The organism is Nitrospirillum bahiense (assembly GCF_007828025.1).
GTDB classification, from domain to species: domain Bacteria; phylum Pseudomonadota; class Alphaproteobacteria; order Azospirillales; family Azospirillaceae; genus Nitrospirillum; species Nitrospirillum amazonense.
Genome location: NZ_VITO01000004.1, coordinates 260,859 through 274,765 on the forward strand (window position 1 = coordinate 260,859; position 13,907 = coordinate 274,765).

Annotated in this window: 14 protein-coding genes; 6 read left to right on the top strand and 8 right to left on the bottom strand. The window is 68.6% G+C overall.

Annotated features, from left to right (window positions below; translation table 11 throughout):
• Positions 1 to 303: 303 nt before the first annotated feature.
• Genes FBZ88_RS08030 through FBZ88_RS08040 form a run of 3 tightly spaced genes read left to right on the top strand, consistent with a single transcriptional unit; the run spans position 304 to position 3,026 of the window.
• Complete coding sequence (locus tag FBZ88_RS08030; protein WP_186464273.1) at positions 304 to 2,340, top strand: ComEC/Rec2 family competence protein; 2,037 nt, start codon at positions 304 to 306, stop codon at positions 2,338 to 2,340.
• A gap of 60 nt (positions 2,341 to 2,400) precedes the next feature.
• Complete coding sequence (locus FBZ88_RS08035; RefSeq protein WP_088872555.1) at positions 2,401 to 2,652, top strand: type II toxin-antitoxin system RelE family toxin; 252 nt, start codon at positions 2,401 to 2,403, stop codon at positions 2,650 to 2,652.
• Positions 2,649 to 3,026: a helix-turn-helix domain-containing protein gene (locus FBZ88_RS08040; RefSeq protein ID WP_145616266.1), complete on the top strand. Its 378-nt coding sequence runs from the start codon at positions 2,649 to 2,651 to the stop codon at positions 3,024 to 3,026. The genes FBZ88_RS08035 and FBZ88_RS08040 overlap by 4 nt, the downstream gene beginning before the upstream one ends.
• A gap of 51 nt (positions 3,027 to 3,077) precedes the next feature.
• Here the strand turns inward: FBZ88_RS08040 and lexA are convergent, their stop codons facing one another.
• The 6 genes from lexA to FBZ88_RS08070 form a co-directional block, all read right to left on the bottom strand.
• Positions 3,078 to 3,800, bottom strand: coding sequence for a transcriptional repressor LexA (lexA, locus tag FBZ88_RS08045; protein WP_145616268.1), 723 nt, complete (start codon positions 3,798 to 3,800; stop codon positions 3,078 to 3,080).
• A 152-nt stretch (positions 3,801 to 3,952) separates the two neighbouring features.
• On the bottom strand, positions 3,953 to 5,152 hold the full coding sequence (locus FBZ88_RS08050; RefSeq protein ID WP_145616270.1) for a molybdopterin molybdotransferase MoeA: 1,200 nt from the start codon (positions 5,150 to 5,152) through the stop codon (positions 3,953 to 3,955).
• Positions 5,153 to 5,167: 15 nt separating this feature from the next.
• Positions 5,168 to 5,659, bottom strand: coding sequence for a cyclic pyranopterin monophosphate synthase MoaC (gene moaC / locus FBZ88_RS08055; protein WP_145616272.1), 492 nt, complete (start codon positions 5,657 to 5,659; stop codon positions 5,168 to 5,170).
• Between the two features lies 1 nt (position 5,660).
• Entirely contained in the window at positions 5,661 to 6,476 is an 816-nt protein-coding gene (gene trpC / locus FBZ88_RS08060; RefSeq protein ID WP_145616274.1) for an indole-3-glycerol phosphate synthase TrpC, read from the bottom strand.
• On the bottom strand, positions 6,473 to 7,540 hold the full coding sequence (gene trpD / locus FBZ88_RS08065) for an anthranilate phosphoribosyltransferase (RefSeq protein WP_145616276.1): 1,068 nt from the start codon (positions 7,538 to 7,540) through the stop codon (positions 6,473 to 6,475). Before trpD ends, trpC begins: the two co-directional genes overlap by 4 nt.
• Entirely contained in the window at positions 7,537 to 8,160 is a 624-nt protein-coding gene (locus FBZ88_RS08070) for an anthranilate synthase component II (protein WP_145616278.1), read from the bottom strand. Before FBZ88_RS08070 ends, trpD begins: the two co-directional genes overlap by 4 nt.
• A gap of 281 nt (positions 8,161 to 8,441) precedes the next feature.
• Here FBZ88_RS08070 and FBZ88_RS08075 point away from each other — a divergent pair, with 281 nt between their 5' ends.
• From FBZ88_RS08075 to FBZ88_RS08085, 3 genes are all read left to right on the top strand, one after another.
• On the top strand, positions 8,442 to 9,551 hold the full coding sequence (locus FBZ88_RS08075; protein WP_145616279.1) for a divergent polysaccharide deacetylase family protein: 1,110 nt from the start codon (positions 8,442 to 8,444) through the stop codon (positions 9,549 to 9,551).
• Positions 9,552 to 9,587: 36 nt separating this feature from the next.
• On the top strand, positions 9,588 to 9,791 hold the full coding sequence (locus FBZ88_RS08080) for a heavy-metal-associated domain-containing protein (protein WP_145616280.1): 204 nt from the start codon (positions 9,588 to 9,590) through the stop codon (positions 9,789 to 9,791).
• A gap of 89 nt (positions 9,792 to 9,880) precedes the next feature.
• A complete protein-coding gene (locus FBZ88_RS08085; protein ID WP_145616281.1) occupies positions 9,881 to 10,291 on the top strand; it encodes a hypothetical protein in 411 nt (136 codons plus the stop codon).
• A gap of 71 nt (positions 10,292 to 10,362) precedes the next feature.
• Here the strand turns inward: FBZ88_RS08085 and trpE are convergent, their stop codons facing one another.
• Both trpE and FBZ88_RS08095 read right to left on the bottom strand, forming a co-directional pair.
• Positions 10,363 to 11,889, bottom strand: a complete 1,527-nt coding sequence (trpE, locus tag FBZ88_RS08090; RefSeq protein WP_145616283.1) for an anthranilate synthase component I — start codon at positions 11,887 to 11,889, stop codon at positions 10,363 to 10,365.
• A 6-nt stretch (positions 11,890 to 11,895) separates the two neighbouring features.
• Positions 11,896 to 13,779 carry a peptidylprolyl isomerase gene (locus tag FBZ88_RS08095; RefSeq protein WP_186464274.1) on the bottom strand — a complete coding sequence of 628 codons (1,884 nt, stop codon included), beginning with the start codon at positions 13,777 to 13,779 and terminating at the stop codon, positions 11,896 to 11,898.
• Between the last annotated feature and the right edge of the window lie 128 nt (positions 13,780 to 13,907).

The window sequence follows — 13,907 nt, forward strand, 5'->3', positions numbered from 1 at the left end:
GTGATCAGGTCCGGCGGCAGAATAACCGCCAGGGGCGCATCACCAGGATGCGGAAGCCGCTGAGATAGCACACCCGGAACGAAGATGCACCCTGAGGCAGACCCCGCTGGAGAGGACTGGGACCGTGAGGCTCCCTACTTATCGACTGGGTCCTATTTAGCTACTGGGCGGAGCGAATTTGGCGCCGACCCACCTCCTTCAGATGTGATGCGGATCACACATCGTGCGCTCGCCGCGTTAGCCAGCATTGTCGCATCTGCGTATGTCAATTTGGTGGAAGAGCGCGAACGTTGGGTCCTTTGGGTGCCTGTCTTCCTGGGGGCCGGCATCGCCCTGTACTTCGCCATGCCGGGGGAGCCGCCGCCCTGGTCGGGCCTGCTCTTCACCTTGGGGGCCTTTGGCCTCTACCTGCTGGCGGGAGAGCGGCTGCCCCTGCGGCTGGCCCTGGGCGCCTTGCTGGCCCTGGGCGTGGGCTTCACGGCGGTGGAGGCCCGCACCACCTGGCTCAAGACCCCCATCCTGCAGCGCCCCCTGGGACCTGTGCCGGTGGAGGGCCGCGTGGCCAATGTCGAGCGGCTGGACAAGGGCGTACGCGTCACCCTGGCCGATCCGCACATTCCCCGCCTGGCCCCCGAGCTGACGCCGCCCGCCGTCCGCATCCGTCTGCGGCCGACAGATACGGCCCCGCCGGCCGGCACGCGGGTGCGCATCCTCGCGGCGCTGCGTCCACCGCCCGACAGTCCGGAGCCAGGCGCCTATGATTTCCGCCGATCCGCCTTCTATCAGGGCATCGGCGCCGTCGGTTTCGCCTTCAAGACGCCCGAGATGGTGGCGCCGGCGCCGGTGGGCGTCGTCGGCTGGATCAACGACCGCGTGGTGGCCCTGCGTGAGCTGATCGCCGACCGCGTGGCCGCCCGCCTCAGCGGCGCGCCCGCCATGATCGCCATCGCGCTGCTGAATGGGGAACAGACGGGCATTCCGCCTGATGACCTGCAGGCCATGCGCGTTTCCGGCCTGCAACACATCCTGTCCATCTCCGGCCTGCACATCAGCCTGGTGGCGGCGCTGTTCTACTTTTTCGCCCGGGCGGCCCTGGCCCTGTGGGAGGGGGTGGCGCTGCGCTATCCCATCAAGAAGTGGGCCGCCGCCTTCGCCATCCTGGCGACCCTGGCCTACATGATGCTGGTGGGCGCGCAGGTGCCCACCTTGCGCTCCGTCCTCATGACGGCGCTCGCCATGGTGGCCATCCTGGCCGACCGCTCGGTCTTGAGCCCCCGGGCCATCGCCATCGCCGGCATCCTCTGCCTGTTGTACCAGCCGGAACAACTGCCGGGCCCCAGTTTCCAGATGAGCTTTGGTGCCGTGCTAGCGCTGATCAGCGCGTATGAGGTGCTGCGCGGCCCCTTGAACCGCTGGCGCAAGGATGGGGGCTGGCTGCGCCGCGCCGCCTTGTTCGTCGGGGGCCTGTGCCTGACGTCCATCATCTCCACCATCGCCACCATGCCGTTCTGCCTCTACCATTTCCAGCAGGTGGCCAATTACGGCGTGCTGGCCAACCTGATCGGCATTCCCATCACCGAACTGTGGATCATGCCGCTGTGCCTGCTGGCCTATGTCGCCATGCCCTTCCATCTGGATGGCTGGATCATCGACATGATCGGCTGGGGGTGCGACGGCATCCTATGGACGGCGCGCATCACGGCCGCCTTGCCTGGCGCCGCCCTGCATGGGGCGGCCTTGTCCGACTTGGCTTTCGGCCTGCTGGTGGTGGGCGGCCTGTGGCTCATGCTATGGCGCCGCCGCTGGCGCTTGGCCGGCCTGGCGCCTATTGCGCTCGGCTGCGTGCTGGCACCGTTGACGCCCCGGCCGGACATGGTGGTGTCGGGCGGCGGCACCATGGTGGCGGTGCGCGACGGTGGCGGCAAACTGTGGCTGTCGTCCTCGCGCGGCGGTGGCTTCGAGGTGGAGACCTGGGGCAAGCGCGATGGCGGGGAGGGGCGCCCGCCCGCCTGGCCCACCGTGGGCACGGACGACGGCAGCCTGCGGTGTGACAGCCTGGGCTGCCTCTACCATCCCGACCTTTACCGGCCGGAGCGGCGCGACCCCGCCACCCCGGACGGGCGCCTGGTCGCCATCGCCTGGACCCGCGACGCCCTGGCGGAGGATTGCGACAATGCCGACCTGGTGATCTCCCGCGTGCCGGCGGCGGGCTGCGACGCCCCCCGCGTCATCGGCCCCGACGTGCTGGCCGCCCGTGGCGCGCACGCCCTGTACTTCGAGCGCGGCGGTGTACGCATCGAGACGGTACACGATCCGCAAAGCAAACGGCCCTGGGACTGAGGCGTTGCTATTGGCGACAAGGTGATTGATCGGGTGGTCGCTATCAGCGACAATGGCGCCATGAAGCTGCTGATCGAAGCGCAGGCCCTGAAAGCCCTTATGAAGATGCCTCGGGCGGATGCCATGGCGCTTCGTGACAAGCTCAAGGCCTTCGCAGCCGACCCCAACGGCACCCATCCATGGGCCAAGGCGTTTGGCGGCGGCATGGGGCGCATCCGCCACGGTGATTGGCGGGCTGTCTACCGGCTGGATGGTGAGACTGTGACGGTGGTGGTGCTGAAAATCGGCAACAGACGGGAAGTTTACCGATGAACGCTTTCATAAAGCCGCTCGCCCAGACGGACGACAGCGTCACCATCAGCCGGGCAGACTATGACGCCATGGTCGCGCTGCTGGCTGACGCCGAAGATATCCGCGACGCGACCGCCGTGGCCGCCAAGCTGGTGGCGCGGGAGACAGAAGCCTATCCCGTGGAAGTCATGGACCGGCTTCTGGATGGCGACCATCCCGTGCGGGTTTTCCGGGACCATCTGGGGCTGACCGCCCAGGAATTGGCGGGCCGCGCCGGCATCAGCCGCGCCTATCTGTCGGAGGTGGAGAACCGGAGCAAGCCGGGCAGCCTCAAGGCCATGACCAAGCTGGCGGCTGCCCTGAACATACCACTGGATCTGCTGGCGCCTCAGTAATTCCGGCGGAGCGACGCGGAGCCTGGATAGGCTCCGCATCGGAAAAGGAACTCAATACCGGCGGAACAGGCCCACCAGGCGGCCTTGTACCCGCACGCGGTCGGCGCCGAACACCCGGGTCTCGTAGGAGGGGTTGGCCGGTTCCAGGGCGATGGAGTTGTTCTTGCGGCGCAGACGCTTCAGCGTCACCTCGGCGGCATCGACCAAGGCGACGACGATGGCGCCGTTTTCCGCCGTCTCGCAGCGCTGGATGATGACGGTGTCACCGTCATGGATGCCGGCCTCCACCATGCTGTCGCCGGCCACTTCCAGGGCGTAGTGCTCCCCGATGCCCAGCATGGAGACGGGGATGTCGATGGTGGTGCCGCTGTCGCGCAGCGCCTCGATGGGCAGGCCGGCGGCGATACGGCCGTACAGGGGCAGGCTGACGGCACCGATGGCATCGCCAGCATCCCGCCCGGGCAGGCCCGCCTGGAAATCGGCCTTGATGACATTGGGTTTGAAGCGGGGTTCCACTCCCGCCGGTGCGGTCGCCGCCGCCTTCTTGGGCGCGGACGTCGTTTCCGGCAGACGCAGCACCTCCAGCGCGCGGGCACGGTGGGGTAGGCGGCGGATGAAGCCCCGTTCCTCCAGCCCGGTGATCAGGCGATGGATGCCGGACTTGGACTTGAGACCCAAGGCATCCTTCATCTCATCGAATGAGGGAGAGACGCCGCCTTCACCCAGATGCTGGTGGATGTACAGCAGCAGCTCCTGTTGCTTCCGCGTCAGCATATCGCCCCCTTCGCTGTGTCGAGCCGCTAGATATGGAACAAACCCGAAACGTACTTGCCATGTTCTATTTTGGTTCACGGCCCGCGTCAAGGGTTAGCGATGAAAAACCACCGGACGATGACAGATTTAGGGCGGCTGACGGGGGATGGGCCTTAAATCCCGTCCAGCGGGACGATGTCCACCACCGTGCCGGCCTCGGCGGCGGGGGCGTGGGGCGGGCGGATGATCAGGCAATCCGCCGCCGCCAGGCGACTCAGCATGGAACTGTCCTGCTGGGTGAAGGTCGCGGCATGGGGCAGCGCGCCGTCGCCCGGTGCCAGCGTGGCGCGCAGATAGTCTTGCCGCCGGTCGTTGGCGGGCAACGGGGTGGCCAGCACAGCCCGCGCCCGGGGCAACTCCGCAGGGGCCAGCCCCTGCATGCGGCGCAGCGCCGGCACCAGGAACAGGGCGGCGCACACCAGGCTGGAGACGGGGTTGCCCGGCAGGCCCAGCAGGGGCGTGCCCCCCAAGCGGCCGAACATCAGCGGCTTGCCCGGCCGCATGGCGATCTTCCAGAAATCCAGGTCCAACCCCTGGCCGCCCATCATATCGCGGACCAGGTCGTATTCACCGACCGAGGCGCCGCCGGTGGTGACCAGCAGGTCGCACCCGGCCGCCCCCCGCGCCAGGGTGGCCAGGGTATCGGCGTCATCGGGGGCGATGCCCAGGTTGACCGGGGTGCCGCCATGGCGCCGCACCAGTGCGGCCAGCGCCAGGCCGTTGCTGCTGACGATCTGGCCGGGGCCGAGCGGCTCCCCCGGCATCACCACCTCGTCGCCCGTGGCCAGGATGGCGACGCGGGGGCGGCGGTGCACAGTCAGGAAAGGGTGGTTCATGGCGGCGGCCAGGGCCACGTCGCGCACGGTCAGGGGACGGCCGGCTTTCAGGCCCACGGTCCCGGCGATGAAGTCCAGGCCGGCGGCGCGCACCCAGCGGCCAGGCGTGCCTTCGCGCACCCGCACGCCGTCGCCCAGGTCATCGCAGTCTTCCTGCAGCACCACGGTGTCGGCGCCGTTGGGGATGACGCTGCCGGTGAACAGGCGCACCGCCTGCCCCGGCGCCACCGTGCCGGCGAAGGGCCGGCCCGCCGGCGCCTCGCCGATGCGGGCCAGCGTGACGGGCAGGGAGTCCAGGTCCGATCCCCGCACCGCCCAGCCGTCCATGGCGGAGACGGCGGCGGGCGGCTGCGTCACCCGCGCCACGACATCGGCGGCCAGCACGCGGCCCACCGCGTCGCCCACTCCCACCAGTTCGCCGGCCAGGGGCTGGAACTGGACCAGGATGCGGGCCAGCGCTTCGTCAACGGAGATCATGGCAGGACCTGCGGTTCAGGGGGTTTCCGCGCGATAGGGGCCGCTTTTGCCACCATCCTTGGCGATCAGGCGGATGTCGGCGATGACCATGCCCTTATCCACCGCCTTGCACATGTCGTACAGCGTCAGGGCGGCGACGCTAACGGCAGTCAGCGCCTCCATCTCCACGCCGGTGCGGCCCTTCAGCTTGGCCGTGGCCTCGATCTCCACGGCGTTATCCTCGGGCAGGCAGGTCAGGTCCACCGTCACCTTGGTCAGGGCAAGCGGGTGGCAGAGGGGGATGAGGTCGGGCGTGCGCTTGGCCGCCATGATGCCGGCCAGCCGCGCCACGCCCAGCACGTCGCCCTTGCCCATCTGCCCTGCCTGGATCAGGGCCAGGGTCTCCGCCTTCATGACCACGCGGCCGCGGGCGGTCGCCAGGCGCTCCGTCTCCGCCTTGTCAGAGACATCGACCATCACCGCCCGGCCGGCGGCGTCGAAATGGGTGAAGCCGCTGGTCTCGGCCATCTCAGGCCACCGCCTGGTCCAGGCCCAGCAGGGCGCGGGTGGCGGCCGCGACATCGGCCTGGCGCATCAGCGACTCACCCACCAGGAAGCGGCGGGCGCCCACGATCTCCATGCGCAGCAGATCCTGCGGATGATAAAGGCCGCTCTCCGCCACCAGGTGGCGGCCCGGCGGCACCATCCCGGCCAGCATCTCGGTGGTGGCGAGGTCGATGGACAGGGTCTTGAGGTTGCGGTTGTTCACGCCCAGCAGTCCGCCGGGCAGCGTCAGGGCGCGGCGCATCTCCTCCAAGTCGTGCACCTCGACCAGCACATCCATGCCCCAGCCGGTGGCGGCGTCATACAGCTCCAGCGCCTGGGCGTCATCCAGCGCCGCCATGATCAGCAGGATGCAGTCGGCGCCCAGGGCGCGCGCCTCGGCCACCTGGTAGCTGTCCAGCATGAAGTCCTTGCGTAGCACCGGCAGGTCGCAGGCGGCGCGGGCCGCCACCAGGTACTCGTCCGCCCCTTGGAAATAAGGCACGTCGGTCAGCACCGACAGGCAGGCGGCACCACCCTCCTGATAGGCACGGGCCAGGGCGGGGGGATCGAAATCCTCCCGGATCAGGCCCCTGCTGGGGCTGGCCTTCTTGATCTCGGCGATGAGGGCGTACAGGCCGGCATCCACCTTGGCCTGCAGGGCGCGGGCGAAGCCCCGGGTGGGGCCGGCGTCGCGCGCGGCCTGTTCCACCTCGGCGAGGGGGCGGGCGGCCTTGCAGGCGGCGATATGCTCACGCTTGTCGGCGCAAATCCGGGCCAGGACGTCTGCTGCGTCGCTCATGCGCGGGTTCCTTCGATGTGTTCCTCGGCCACCGGGGGTGGCAGCGGGCAATGATGGGTCAGGGCTGCCAGCTTGGCAGCGGCGCGGCCATCGTCCAATGCCTGGGCCGCCTGGGCCACGCCGTCAGGCAAGGTGGTGGCCTTGTCGGCGACGATCAAGGCGGCGGCGGCGTTGATCAGCACAATGTCACGATAGGCGCCCTTTTCCCCCGCCAGCACGGCGCGCAGGGCCCGGGCATTCTCCGCCGCGTCGCCGCCCCGGATGTCCTGGGGCCGGGCGCGGGGCAGGCCGGCGTCCTCCGGCGTCACCTGGAAGCGGCGGATGACGCCGTGGCGCAGCTCCGCCACATGGGTGGCGCCGGTGGTGGTGATCTCATCCAGCCCGTCCTCGCCGCTGACCACCCAGGCGACCTCCGTGCCCAGGCGGTTCAGCACCTGGGCCAGCGGCTCCACCCAGCGCTCGGCGAACACGCCCATCAGCTGGCGCTTGGCGCCCGCCGGGTTGGACAGGGGGCCGGTCAGGTTGAAGATGGTACGGGTGCCCAGCTCCACCCGCGTCGGGCCCACGTTGCGCATGGCGCCATGGTGGCGGGTGGCCATGAGAAAGGTGATGCCGTCCTGCCATAGGGCGGTGCGCACGGCCTCCAGCTCCGCCTCCACGTTCACGCCCAGCTGGCCCAGCACGTCGGCGGCGCCGGACTTGGACGACAGGGCGCGGTTGCCGTGCTTGGCCACCGGCACGCCGCAGGCGGCCAGCACGAAGGCCACGGTGGTGGAGATGTTGTAGGTGCCGCTGGCGTCACCGCCGGTGCCGCAGGTGTCGATGGTACCCGGCGGGCAGTCGATACGGGCGGCGCGGCCGCGCAAGGCCCGCACCGCGCCTGTGATCTCGTCCACCGTTTCGCCGCGCACGCGCAGCGCCATGAGAAAGCCCCCCATCTGCGATGGGGTTGCGTTGCCGGACATGATGATGTCGAAGGCGGCCAGGGCCTGATCCTCCGACAGGCGCTTGCCCTCGGCCACCCGGCCGAGCAGCGCCTTCATGTCACCGATGTCACCGCTCATGCCGCCAGGCCGGTCTTCTTGACGGCCTTGCGCGCCACGCCGGCGAAATCCAGGAAATTCGCCAGGATCTGGTGGCCGTGGTCGGAGGCGATGCTCTCGGGATGGAACTGCACGCCATGGATGGGCAGGGTGCGGTGGCGCAGGGCCATGATCATCTGGTCCTCCCTGCCTCCCTCAATCCAGGCGACCGATTCCAGCTCCGCCGGCAGGGTCTCCCGCTCCACGATCAGGGAATGGTAACGGGTGGCGGCGAAGGGTGTGGGCAGGGTCTTCATGACGCCTTCGCCCTGGTGGGTGACCTGGCTGACCTTGCCGTGCATGGGCACCGGCGCGCGGATGACGCGGCCGCCGAAGGCCTGGCCGATGGCCTGGTGGCCCAGGCAGACGCCGAACAGGGGGATGCGCCGTTCCGCGGCGGCGGTGATCAGCGGCAGGCAGATGCCGGCCTTGTCGGGATCGCAGGGGCCGGGGGACAGGACAATGGCCTCCGGCTTCAGGGCCAGGGCGTCATCCACGCTCAGGGCGTTGTTACGCCAAACGGCCACGTCGGCGCCCAGCTCGCCGATGTAATGGACGAGATTGTACGTGAAGCTATCGTAATTATCGATGAGCAGCAGCATGATCTGGGAACCCGTTTGGGGGGAATTGGACGTGGCCAAAGGTGGCCTACACTAGTCCCGAGGCCGCGCGCAGGGCAACCGGATTGGGTGCGGGTCCGATAAGCGGCATATGCCGACATGTGCGTGTGATAAGCGGCATACCCCACCTAGGAGATTGCCAGCATCAGCGGGGCTGTAGCAGTACTGGTGGCCGGCCCTCAACCACAACCGGCCACCCGCGCGAAGGGGACAGTCATGACCGTTTCCACCACATCCGTTCTCCCCAGCAGACGGTCTCGCTGATGCCCCGCCGCGTCACCCCACCGCCGCCCTTGGGACGGCCGGGACAGAAAACCCCCAAGCGCGCGCCTGCCCGGCGGCGCAAGGGCGCCAGGATCAGCCTGACCCGGGCGCAGCTGGCCGGTATCGTCGGCCTGACGGCCATCGTGGCCCTGTTGGGCGCCTATGTGATGGGCAACCGCCATCCGCACAAGCCCACTGTGGCGACGGCACCGCCGCCATCGGGGACGGGTAAGACCAGCCCCCGTTTGCCCAGCGCGCCGCCGGTTCCCCCCCTGCCGCCGTCGGAACAGCATGCCGAAGCACCGGTGACGCTGCCGCCGGTTCCTCCTTCCAAGACCGAACCGCCGAAGGCGGAGCCGGGCAAGGGGGGCGCGGCTTGGCGGCGCAACGCCGTGCCGTCGCCCCAGATGGCGGCACCGGCGCCGGGGGCGGCGCATGCCCGCATCGTGCTGGTGATCGATGACCTGGGGGTGGACCGGCCGCGCTCCACCCGCGCTGTGGCGCTGCCGGGCCCGGTCACCACCGCCTGGCTGCCCTATGCTCACGACCTGGCCGACCAGACCCGGGCCGCCAAGGCGGCGGGGCATGAGCTGATCGTGCATGTGCCCATGGAGCCGGTGGGCAAGGCCGATCCCGGCCCGGGCGCCTTGACCGTGAACCTGAGTGACGAGGAGGTGCAGCGCCGGCTGGAGGCAGACCTTGCGTCCTTCGACGGCTATGTCGGCATCAACAACCACATGGGCAGCCGCTTCACCGCCAATGAGGGCAAGCTGTCCATCGTTCTGGCCGAACTGTCCCGCCGGGGCCTGATGTTCCTGGACAGCCGCACCACCCCGGACACCAAGGGGCCCGAACTGGCCACGCGCTATCGCCTGCCCCTGGTCAGCCGCGACGTCTTCCTGGACGACGACCAGTCGCCCAAGGCGGTGCAGGCCATGCTGGCCAAGGTGGAGGAGGTGGCCCGCCGCCACGGCACCGCCGTCGCCATCGGCCATCCGCATGACGTGACCTTGACCGCCCTGGAACACTGGCTGCCCACCCTGGCCGCCAAGGGTTTCACCCTGGTGCCATTGACGGCAGTCATAGCGGCCACGCCCGGCGGCACATAAAGATCATTAATTGACCGGCGGCAGTTGGAGAGTGAGATGAGTGCTTCTTATCGAATCGACGGCATGACCTGCCAGGGCTGCGCACGCTCGGTGACGAAGGCCATCCAGGCCGTGGCGCCGTCGGCCGAGGTCGCCGTGGATGTGGAGGCGGGTGTGGTGACCGTCACCGGCCCCGCCGATGGCGATCAGGTGAAACGCGCTGTTGAGGATGCGGGCTTCGACTTCGTCGGGCCGGCCTGACAGTTCGTTTGAGCGGCACCAAGCGTATCCTGGCGCTGTCCGGCAGCTTGCGGGCGGCCTCGTCCATTCAGGGAATTGTTGGGGGCTAGGTGAAGACTACTCTTTTAGTGATTGTTTTTATGGGATTGTTGGCTGGCGGCCGCCTCCATGCGGAAACGAAGCCCCTGGCGTATGAGCCTGCGGTGGTGACACTGTCAGGCACCGCGGTGATGGAGGATCATTACGGTCCGCCCAATTTTGGCGAGACGCCGGATCGGGACGCCAAACTCCGGGTGCCGATGCTGATGTTGGCGGAGCCAGTGGATGTCGAGGCGGTTCCTGGTGTCGGGCGTGAGCATGAGAGGCTGGACCAGATGCAACTGGTGCTGCCCTCCCGGCTTTCCATCAAAGCCTACGTCAACAAGCGGGTAACGATTACCGGCACGTTGTCGGAACAGCTTGAGCCCGGTGATTTCACCCCGGTCTTGATCAATGTCCAAACCATCAAACCCGCACCATGACAAGGACGTACGCGGGAGAATGCTGACGTGACAAAGCCGCCGGGGGGCGGCGGCTTTGTCAGACTCCAACCTCAGATATTCCGCGTCGATCGCTTTTCCTGGGCGTAGCGCACGGCTTCCTCGGCGGCCTTGAACAGGGCCTTGGCCTTGTTCACGGTCTCCTGGTACTCGGCCTCCGGATCGCTGTCGGCGACCACGCCGCCGCCCGCCTGGACGTGCATGACGCCGTCCTTGATGACGGCGGTGCGCAAGGCGATGCAAGTGTCCATGGTGCCGTTGGCGGCGAAATAGCCGATGCAGCCGCCGTAGATGCCGCGGCGGGTGCCTTCCAGCTCCTCGATGATCTCCATGGCCCGCACCTTGGGCGCGCCGGAGACCGTGCCGGCGGGGAAGCCGCCCACCAGGGCGTTGATGGCGTTGAAGCGGGACTTGTCCAGCTTGCCCTCAACGTTGGAGACGATGTGCATCACGTGGGAATAATGCTCGATGGTGAAGCGCTCGGTCACCGTGACCGTGCCGACCTCCGCCACCCGGCCCACGTCGTTGCGGCCCAAATCCAGCAGCATCAGGTGCTCTGACAGCTCCTTGGGATCGGCCAGCAGGTCGGCCTCCAGTTCCTTGTCCTCCGCCGGGGTCTTGCCGCGCCGGCGGGTGCCGGCGATGGGGCGGATGGTGACGGTGTCGTCGCGCAACCGCACCAGAATCTCCGGGCTGGAGCCCACGACCGACAGGTCGCCGAAATCCAGGAAGAACAGGAAGGGCGAGGGGTTGATGCGGCGCAGCGCGCGGTACAGCGCGAAGGGCGGCAGGGCGAAGGGGACGGAGAAGCGCTGGCTGGGCACCACCTGGAAGATGTCGCCGGCGCGGATGTACTCCTTCGCCTTCTCCACCATGGCGTGGTAGTCGGCGCGGCTGATGTTGGAGGATGGGTCGGGCAGGGCCTCGATCTCACTGCCCGCGTCATGCCCCACCGGCAAGGGCCGGTCCAGATCCGCCATGGCGTCGGCCAGGCGCTCCCTGGCGGCGAGGTAGGCGGCCTCCGCCGAAACCCCCGCCTGCGGCCGCACCGGGGTCACCAGGGTGACCACGTTCTCGATGCTGTCGAAGATCGCCATGATGGTGGGCCGGATGAGGACGGCGTCCTCCACGCCCAGCGCGTCCCGGTTCTTCTCCGGCAGCTTTTCCATCAGCCGGACCATGTCGTAGCCGAGATAGCCGAACAGCCCGGCCGACATGGGCGGCAGGTGGGCCGGCAGGTCGATGCGGCTCTCCTCCAGCACGTCGGCCAGGGCGTCCAGCGGGGCGGCGGACAGCGGCTCGAACGACGCCAGGTCGGTGGCGGCCCGCCGATTGATCCAGGCCTGGGTCCCCTTGCTCTTCCAGATCAGGTCGGGCTTCAGCCCGATCAGGGAATAGCGGCCGCGGACGGAGCCGCCGGTGACCGATTCCAGCAGGAAAGAAAACGGGCGCCCTTGCGCCAGCTTCAGCATGGCGGCGACGGGCGTCTCCAGGTCGCTGACCAGCCGCGTCCAGACGACCTGCGCCTGGCCCGCGGCGTATGCCGTGCCGAAGGCCGTCTCATCGGGGAAGGGGGTCACGACGCCTTACTCCTGGTGTTCAAGGCGCTGCAGCAGCGTCCGGTTCTCGGTGATGCGATAGCGCTGGCGCAGGGCGTCCAGGAACTGGACGTAGAGGTCGCCGGCCACGCCGTCGCGCAGTTGCTTGGCGGCCACGCCGGCGCGGTCGGCCAGCAGCGGCTCCGGCATGGGCACCAATGCCGCCAGACGCACCACCATCTGGCCGTCGGCGGCGGCGCCGGTGGTGACCTCGCCCGGCTTCAGGGTGAACAGGGCGTCCACCAGTTCCGGCGTCAGGGGGCTGTCCTTGCCCACGGTGCGGCCCACGGGCGGCTGGCGGGTGTAGACGGCACCCGTCTCCTTGGCCACCTGCTCCGGCGTGGCGCCGGCCTTCAGCTTCTCCACGATATCCTTGGCCTTGGCCTTGGCGGCCTCGTCGCGCTTGGAGGATTTCCAGTCGGCGATGACCTGATCCTTCACCTGGTCCAGCGGCTTCAGGGCCGGGGCCTGCACGCTGTCCACGCGCACGGCGAAATAGCTCTTGTTGCGCTCGCCCTCGGTGGTGCTGCTGTTGTCGCCCGAGGCCAGGCCGAAGGCGGTCTGCACCACCTTGGCGATGGGAACGGCCAGGCCGGTCACCGGCTTGCCGGCGGGATCCTTGCCCTCGCGGTCCACGGCGGCGATCTTGGTCACCACCGCGTCCACCTTCTTGGCGGCCTCTTCCAGCGAGGCACCGCCGGAAATGGCATCGTCGAGCTTGTTCGACAGGTCGTACAGCTGGTCGGTGGCGCGCTCGGCCTTCACCTGCTCCACCAGCTGGGCCTTCACCTGGTCCAGGGTCTGGGTGCTGCCGGGGACGATCTTGGTGACGGCGACGACGTGCCAGCCGAAGCCGCTTTTCACCGGCTCCGACACCTTGCCCTGGGGCAGGGAAAAGGCGATGTCCTGCAACTCGGCCGGCAGGTCCGCCTTGGTGATGTTGGCCAGCGGCAGCATGGACACGCCGGCGGCCTTGGCGGCGTCGGCCAGCGACTTTCCGCCGGCGGCGGCCTGCGCCACCTTGTCCGCCTGTTCCTTGGTGTCGACCAGCACCTGGTCCAGGTCGCGGCGTTCGGGCTTCACGAATTCCTTGGACCGGGCGTCATAGGCCTTCTTCAGGTCCTCATCGCTGACCTCCTCGGTCTTGGCGATGGCGTCGGTGGACAGGGTGACCACGGTCAGGGCCCGGTATTCCGGGGCGGTGTAGCGGACGGCCTGGGCCTTGTGAAAGGCTTCCAGCGTCGCCTGGTCAGGCGTGCCCGGGTCCGGCATGGCCTTGTCGGCCACGAACAGCGTCTCCGCCCCACGCTGCTCGCCACGATAGCGCACCAGGTCGCGGGCCAGGGTCTGGGGCACGCGGATGCCGGCGGCCAGGGCCTCCGTCACCTCGGTGCGGGCCATGTCCTCGCGCACCTCGCCGACGATATCTTCCTCGGTCAGCTGGTTCTGGCGCAGCAGGGCCCGCATCAGCAGGGGATCGAACTGGCCGGACTTGTCCTTGAACACCGGCATCTCGGCGATCTTCTGCGCCGCCGCCTGTTCCGAGACGCGCAGGCCGAAGTCGTGCGTCGCCTGCTTGATCAGGGCGCGCTGGATCTCGTCCTGCAGCGCCGCGCGCATCAGGCCCATCTGCTTGGCCTGCTCGGCCGTCAGCTCCGGACCCATGGTCTGGCGCAGCCGGCTCACCTGCTGGCGGAAGGCGCGGTCCACATCCTGCGGGGTGATCTCGGTGTCGCCGACCCGGGCCACAGCTTGGTCACTGACGGTGGTGCCCACCCGGCCCACACCCCAGATCCCGAAACTGATGATCAGGAACACGAACAGGATCTTGGAGAACCACGAGCCCGAGAATTTGCGGATGAACTGAAGCATGTGCCTGCTGCGTCTTGCGAATTGCTTGTCAGTGGGAACAGGGCCTGGGCCCTGGATATCCCACCCTCCCATCAGGGCGCGGCATCATAGAAGCAGGGGGCGGGGGCGGCAATAGATGGTTGGGCGGG

What these genes read in the sequence shown, in the direction of transcription:
- trpC (WP_145616274.1), bottom strand. Translation starts at nt 6,476, where the DNA reads ATGAGCGACGCAGCAGACGTCCTGGCCCGGATTTGCGCCGACAAGCGT.
- FBZ88_RS08050 (WP_145616270.1), bottom strand. Translation starts at nt 5,152, where the DNA reads ATGATCTCCGTTGACGAAGCGCTGGCCCGCATCCTGGTCCAGTTCCAG.
- FBZ88_RS08095 (WP_186464274.1), bottom strand. Translation starts at nt 13,779, where the DNA reads ATGCTTCAGTTCATCCGCAAATTCTCGGGCTCGTGGTTCTCCAAGATC.
- lexA (WP_145616268.1), bottom strand. Translation starts at nt 3,800, where the DNA reads ATGCTGACGCGGAAGCAACAGGAGCTGCTGCTGTACATCCACCAGCAT.
- FBZ88_RS08080 (WP_145616280.1), top strand. Translation starts at nt 9,588, where the DNA reads ATGAGTGCTTCTTATCGAATCGACGGCATGACCTGCCAGGGCTGCGCA.
- FBZ88_RS08075 (WP_145616279.1), top strand. Translation starts at nt 8,442, where the DNA reads ATGCCCCGCCGCGTCACCCCACCGCCGCCCTTGGGACGGCCGGGACAG.
- FBZ88_RS08040 (WP_145616266.1), top strand. Translation starts at nt 2,649, where the DNA reads ATGAACGCTTTCATAAAGCCGCTCGCCCAGACGGACGACAGCGTCACC.
- FBZ88_RS08035 (WP_088872555.1), top strand. Translation starts at nt 2,401, where the DNA reads ATGAAGCTGCTGATCGAAGCGCAGGCCCTGAAAGCCCTTATGAAGATG.
- FBZ88_RS08070 (WP_145616278.1), bottom strand. Translation starts at nt 8,160, where the DNA reads ATGCTGCTGCTCATCGATAATTACGATAGCTTCACGTACAATCTCGTC.
- trpD (WP_145616276.1), bottom strand. Translation starts at nt 7,540, where the DNA reads ATGAGCGGTGACATCGGTGACATGAAGGCGCTGCTCGGCCGGGTGGCC.
- moaC (WP_145616272.1), bottom strand. Translation starts at nt 5,659, where the DNA reads ATGGCCGAGACCAGCGGCTTCACCCATTTCGACGCCGCCGGCCGGGCG.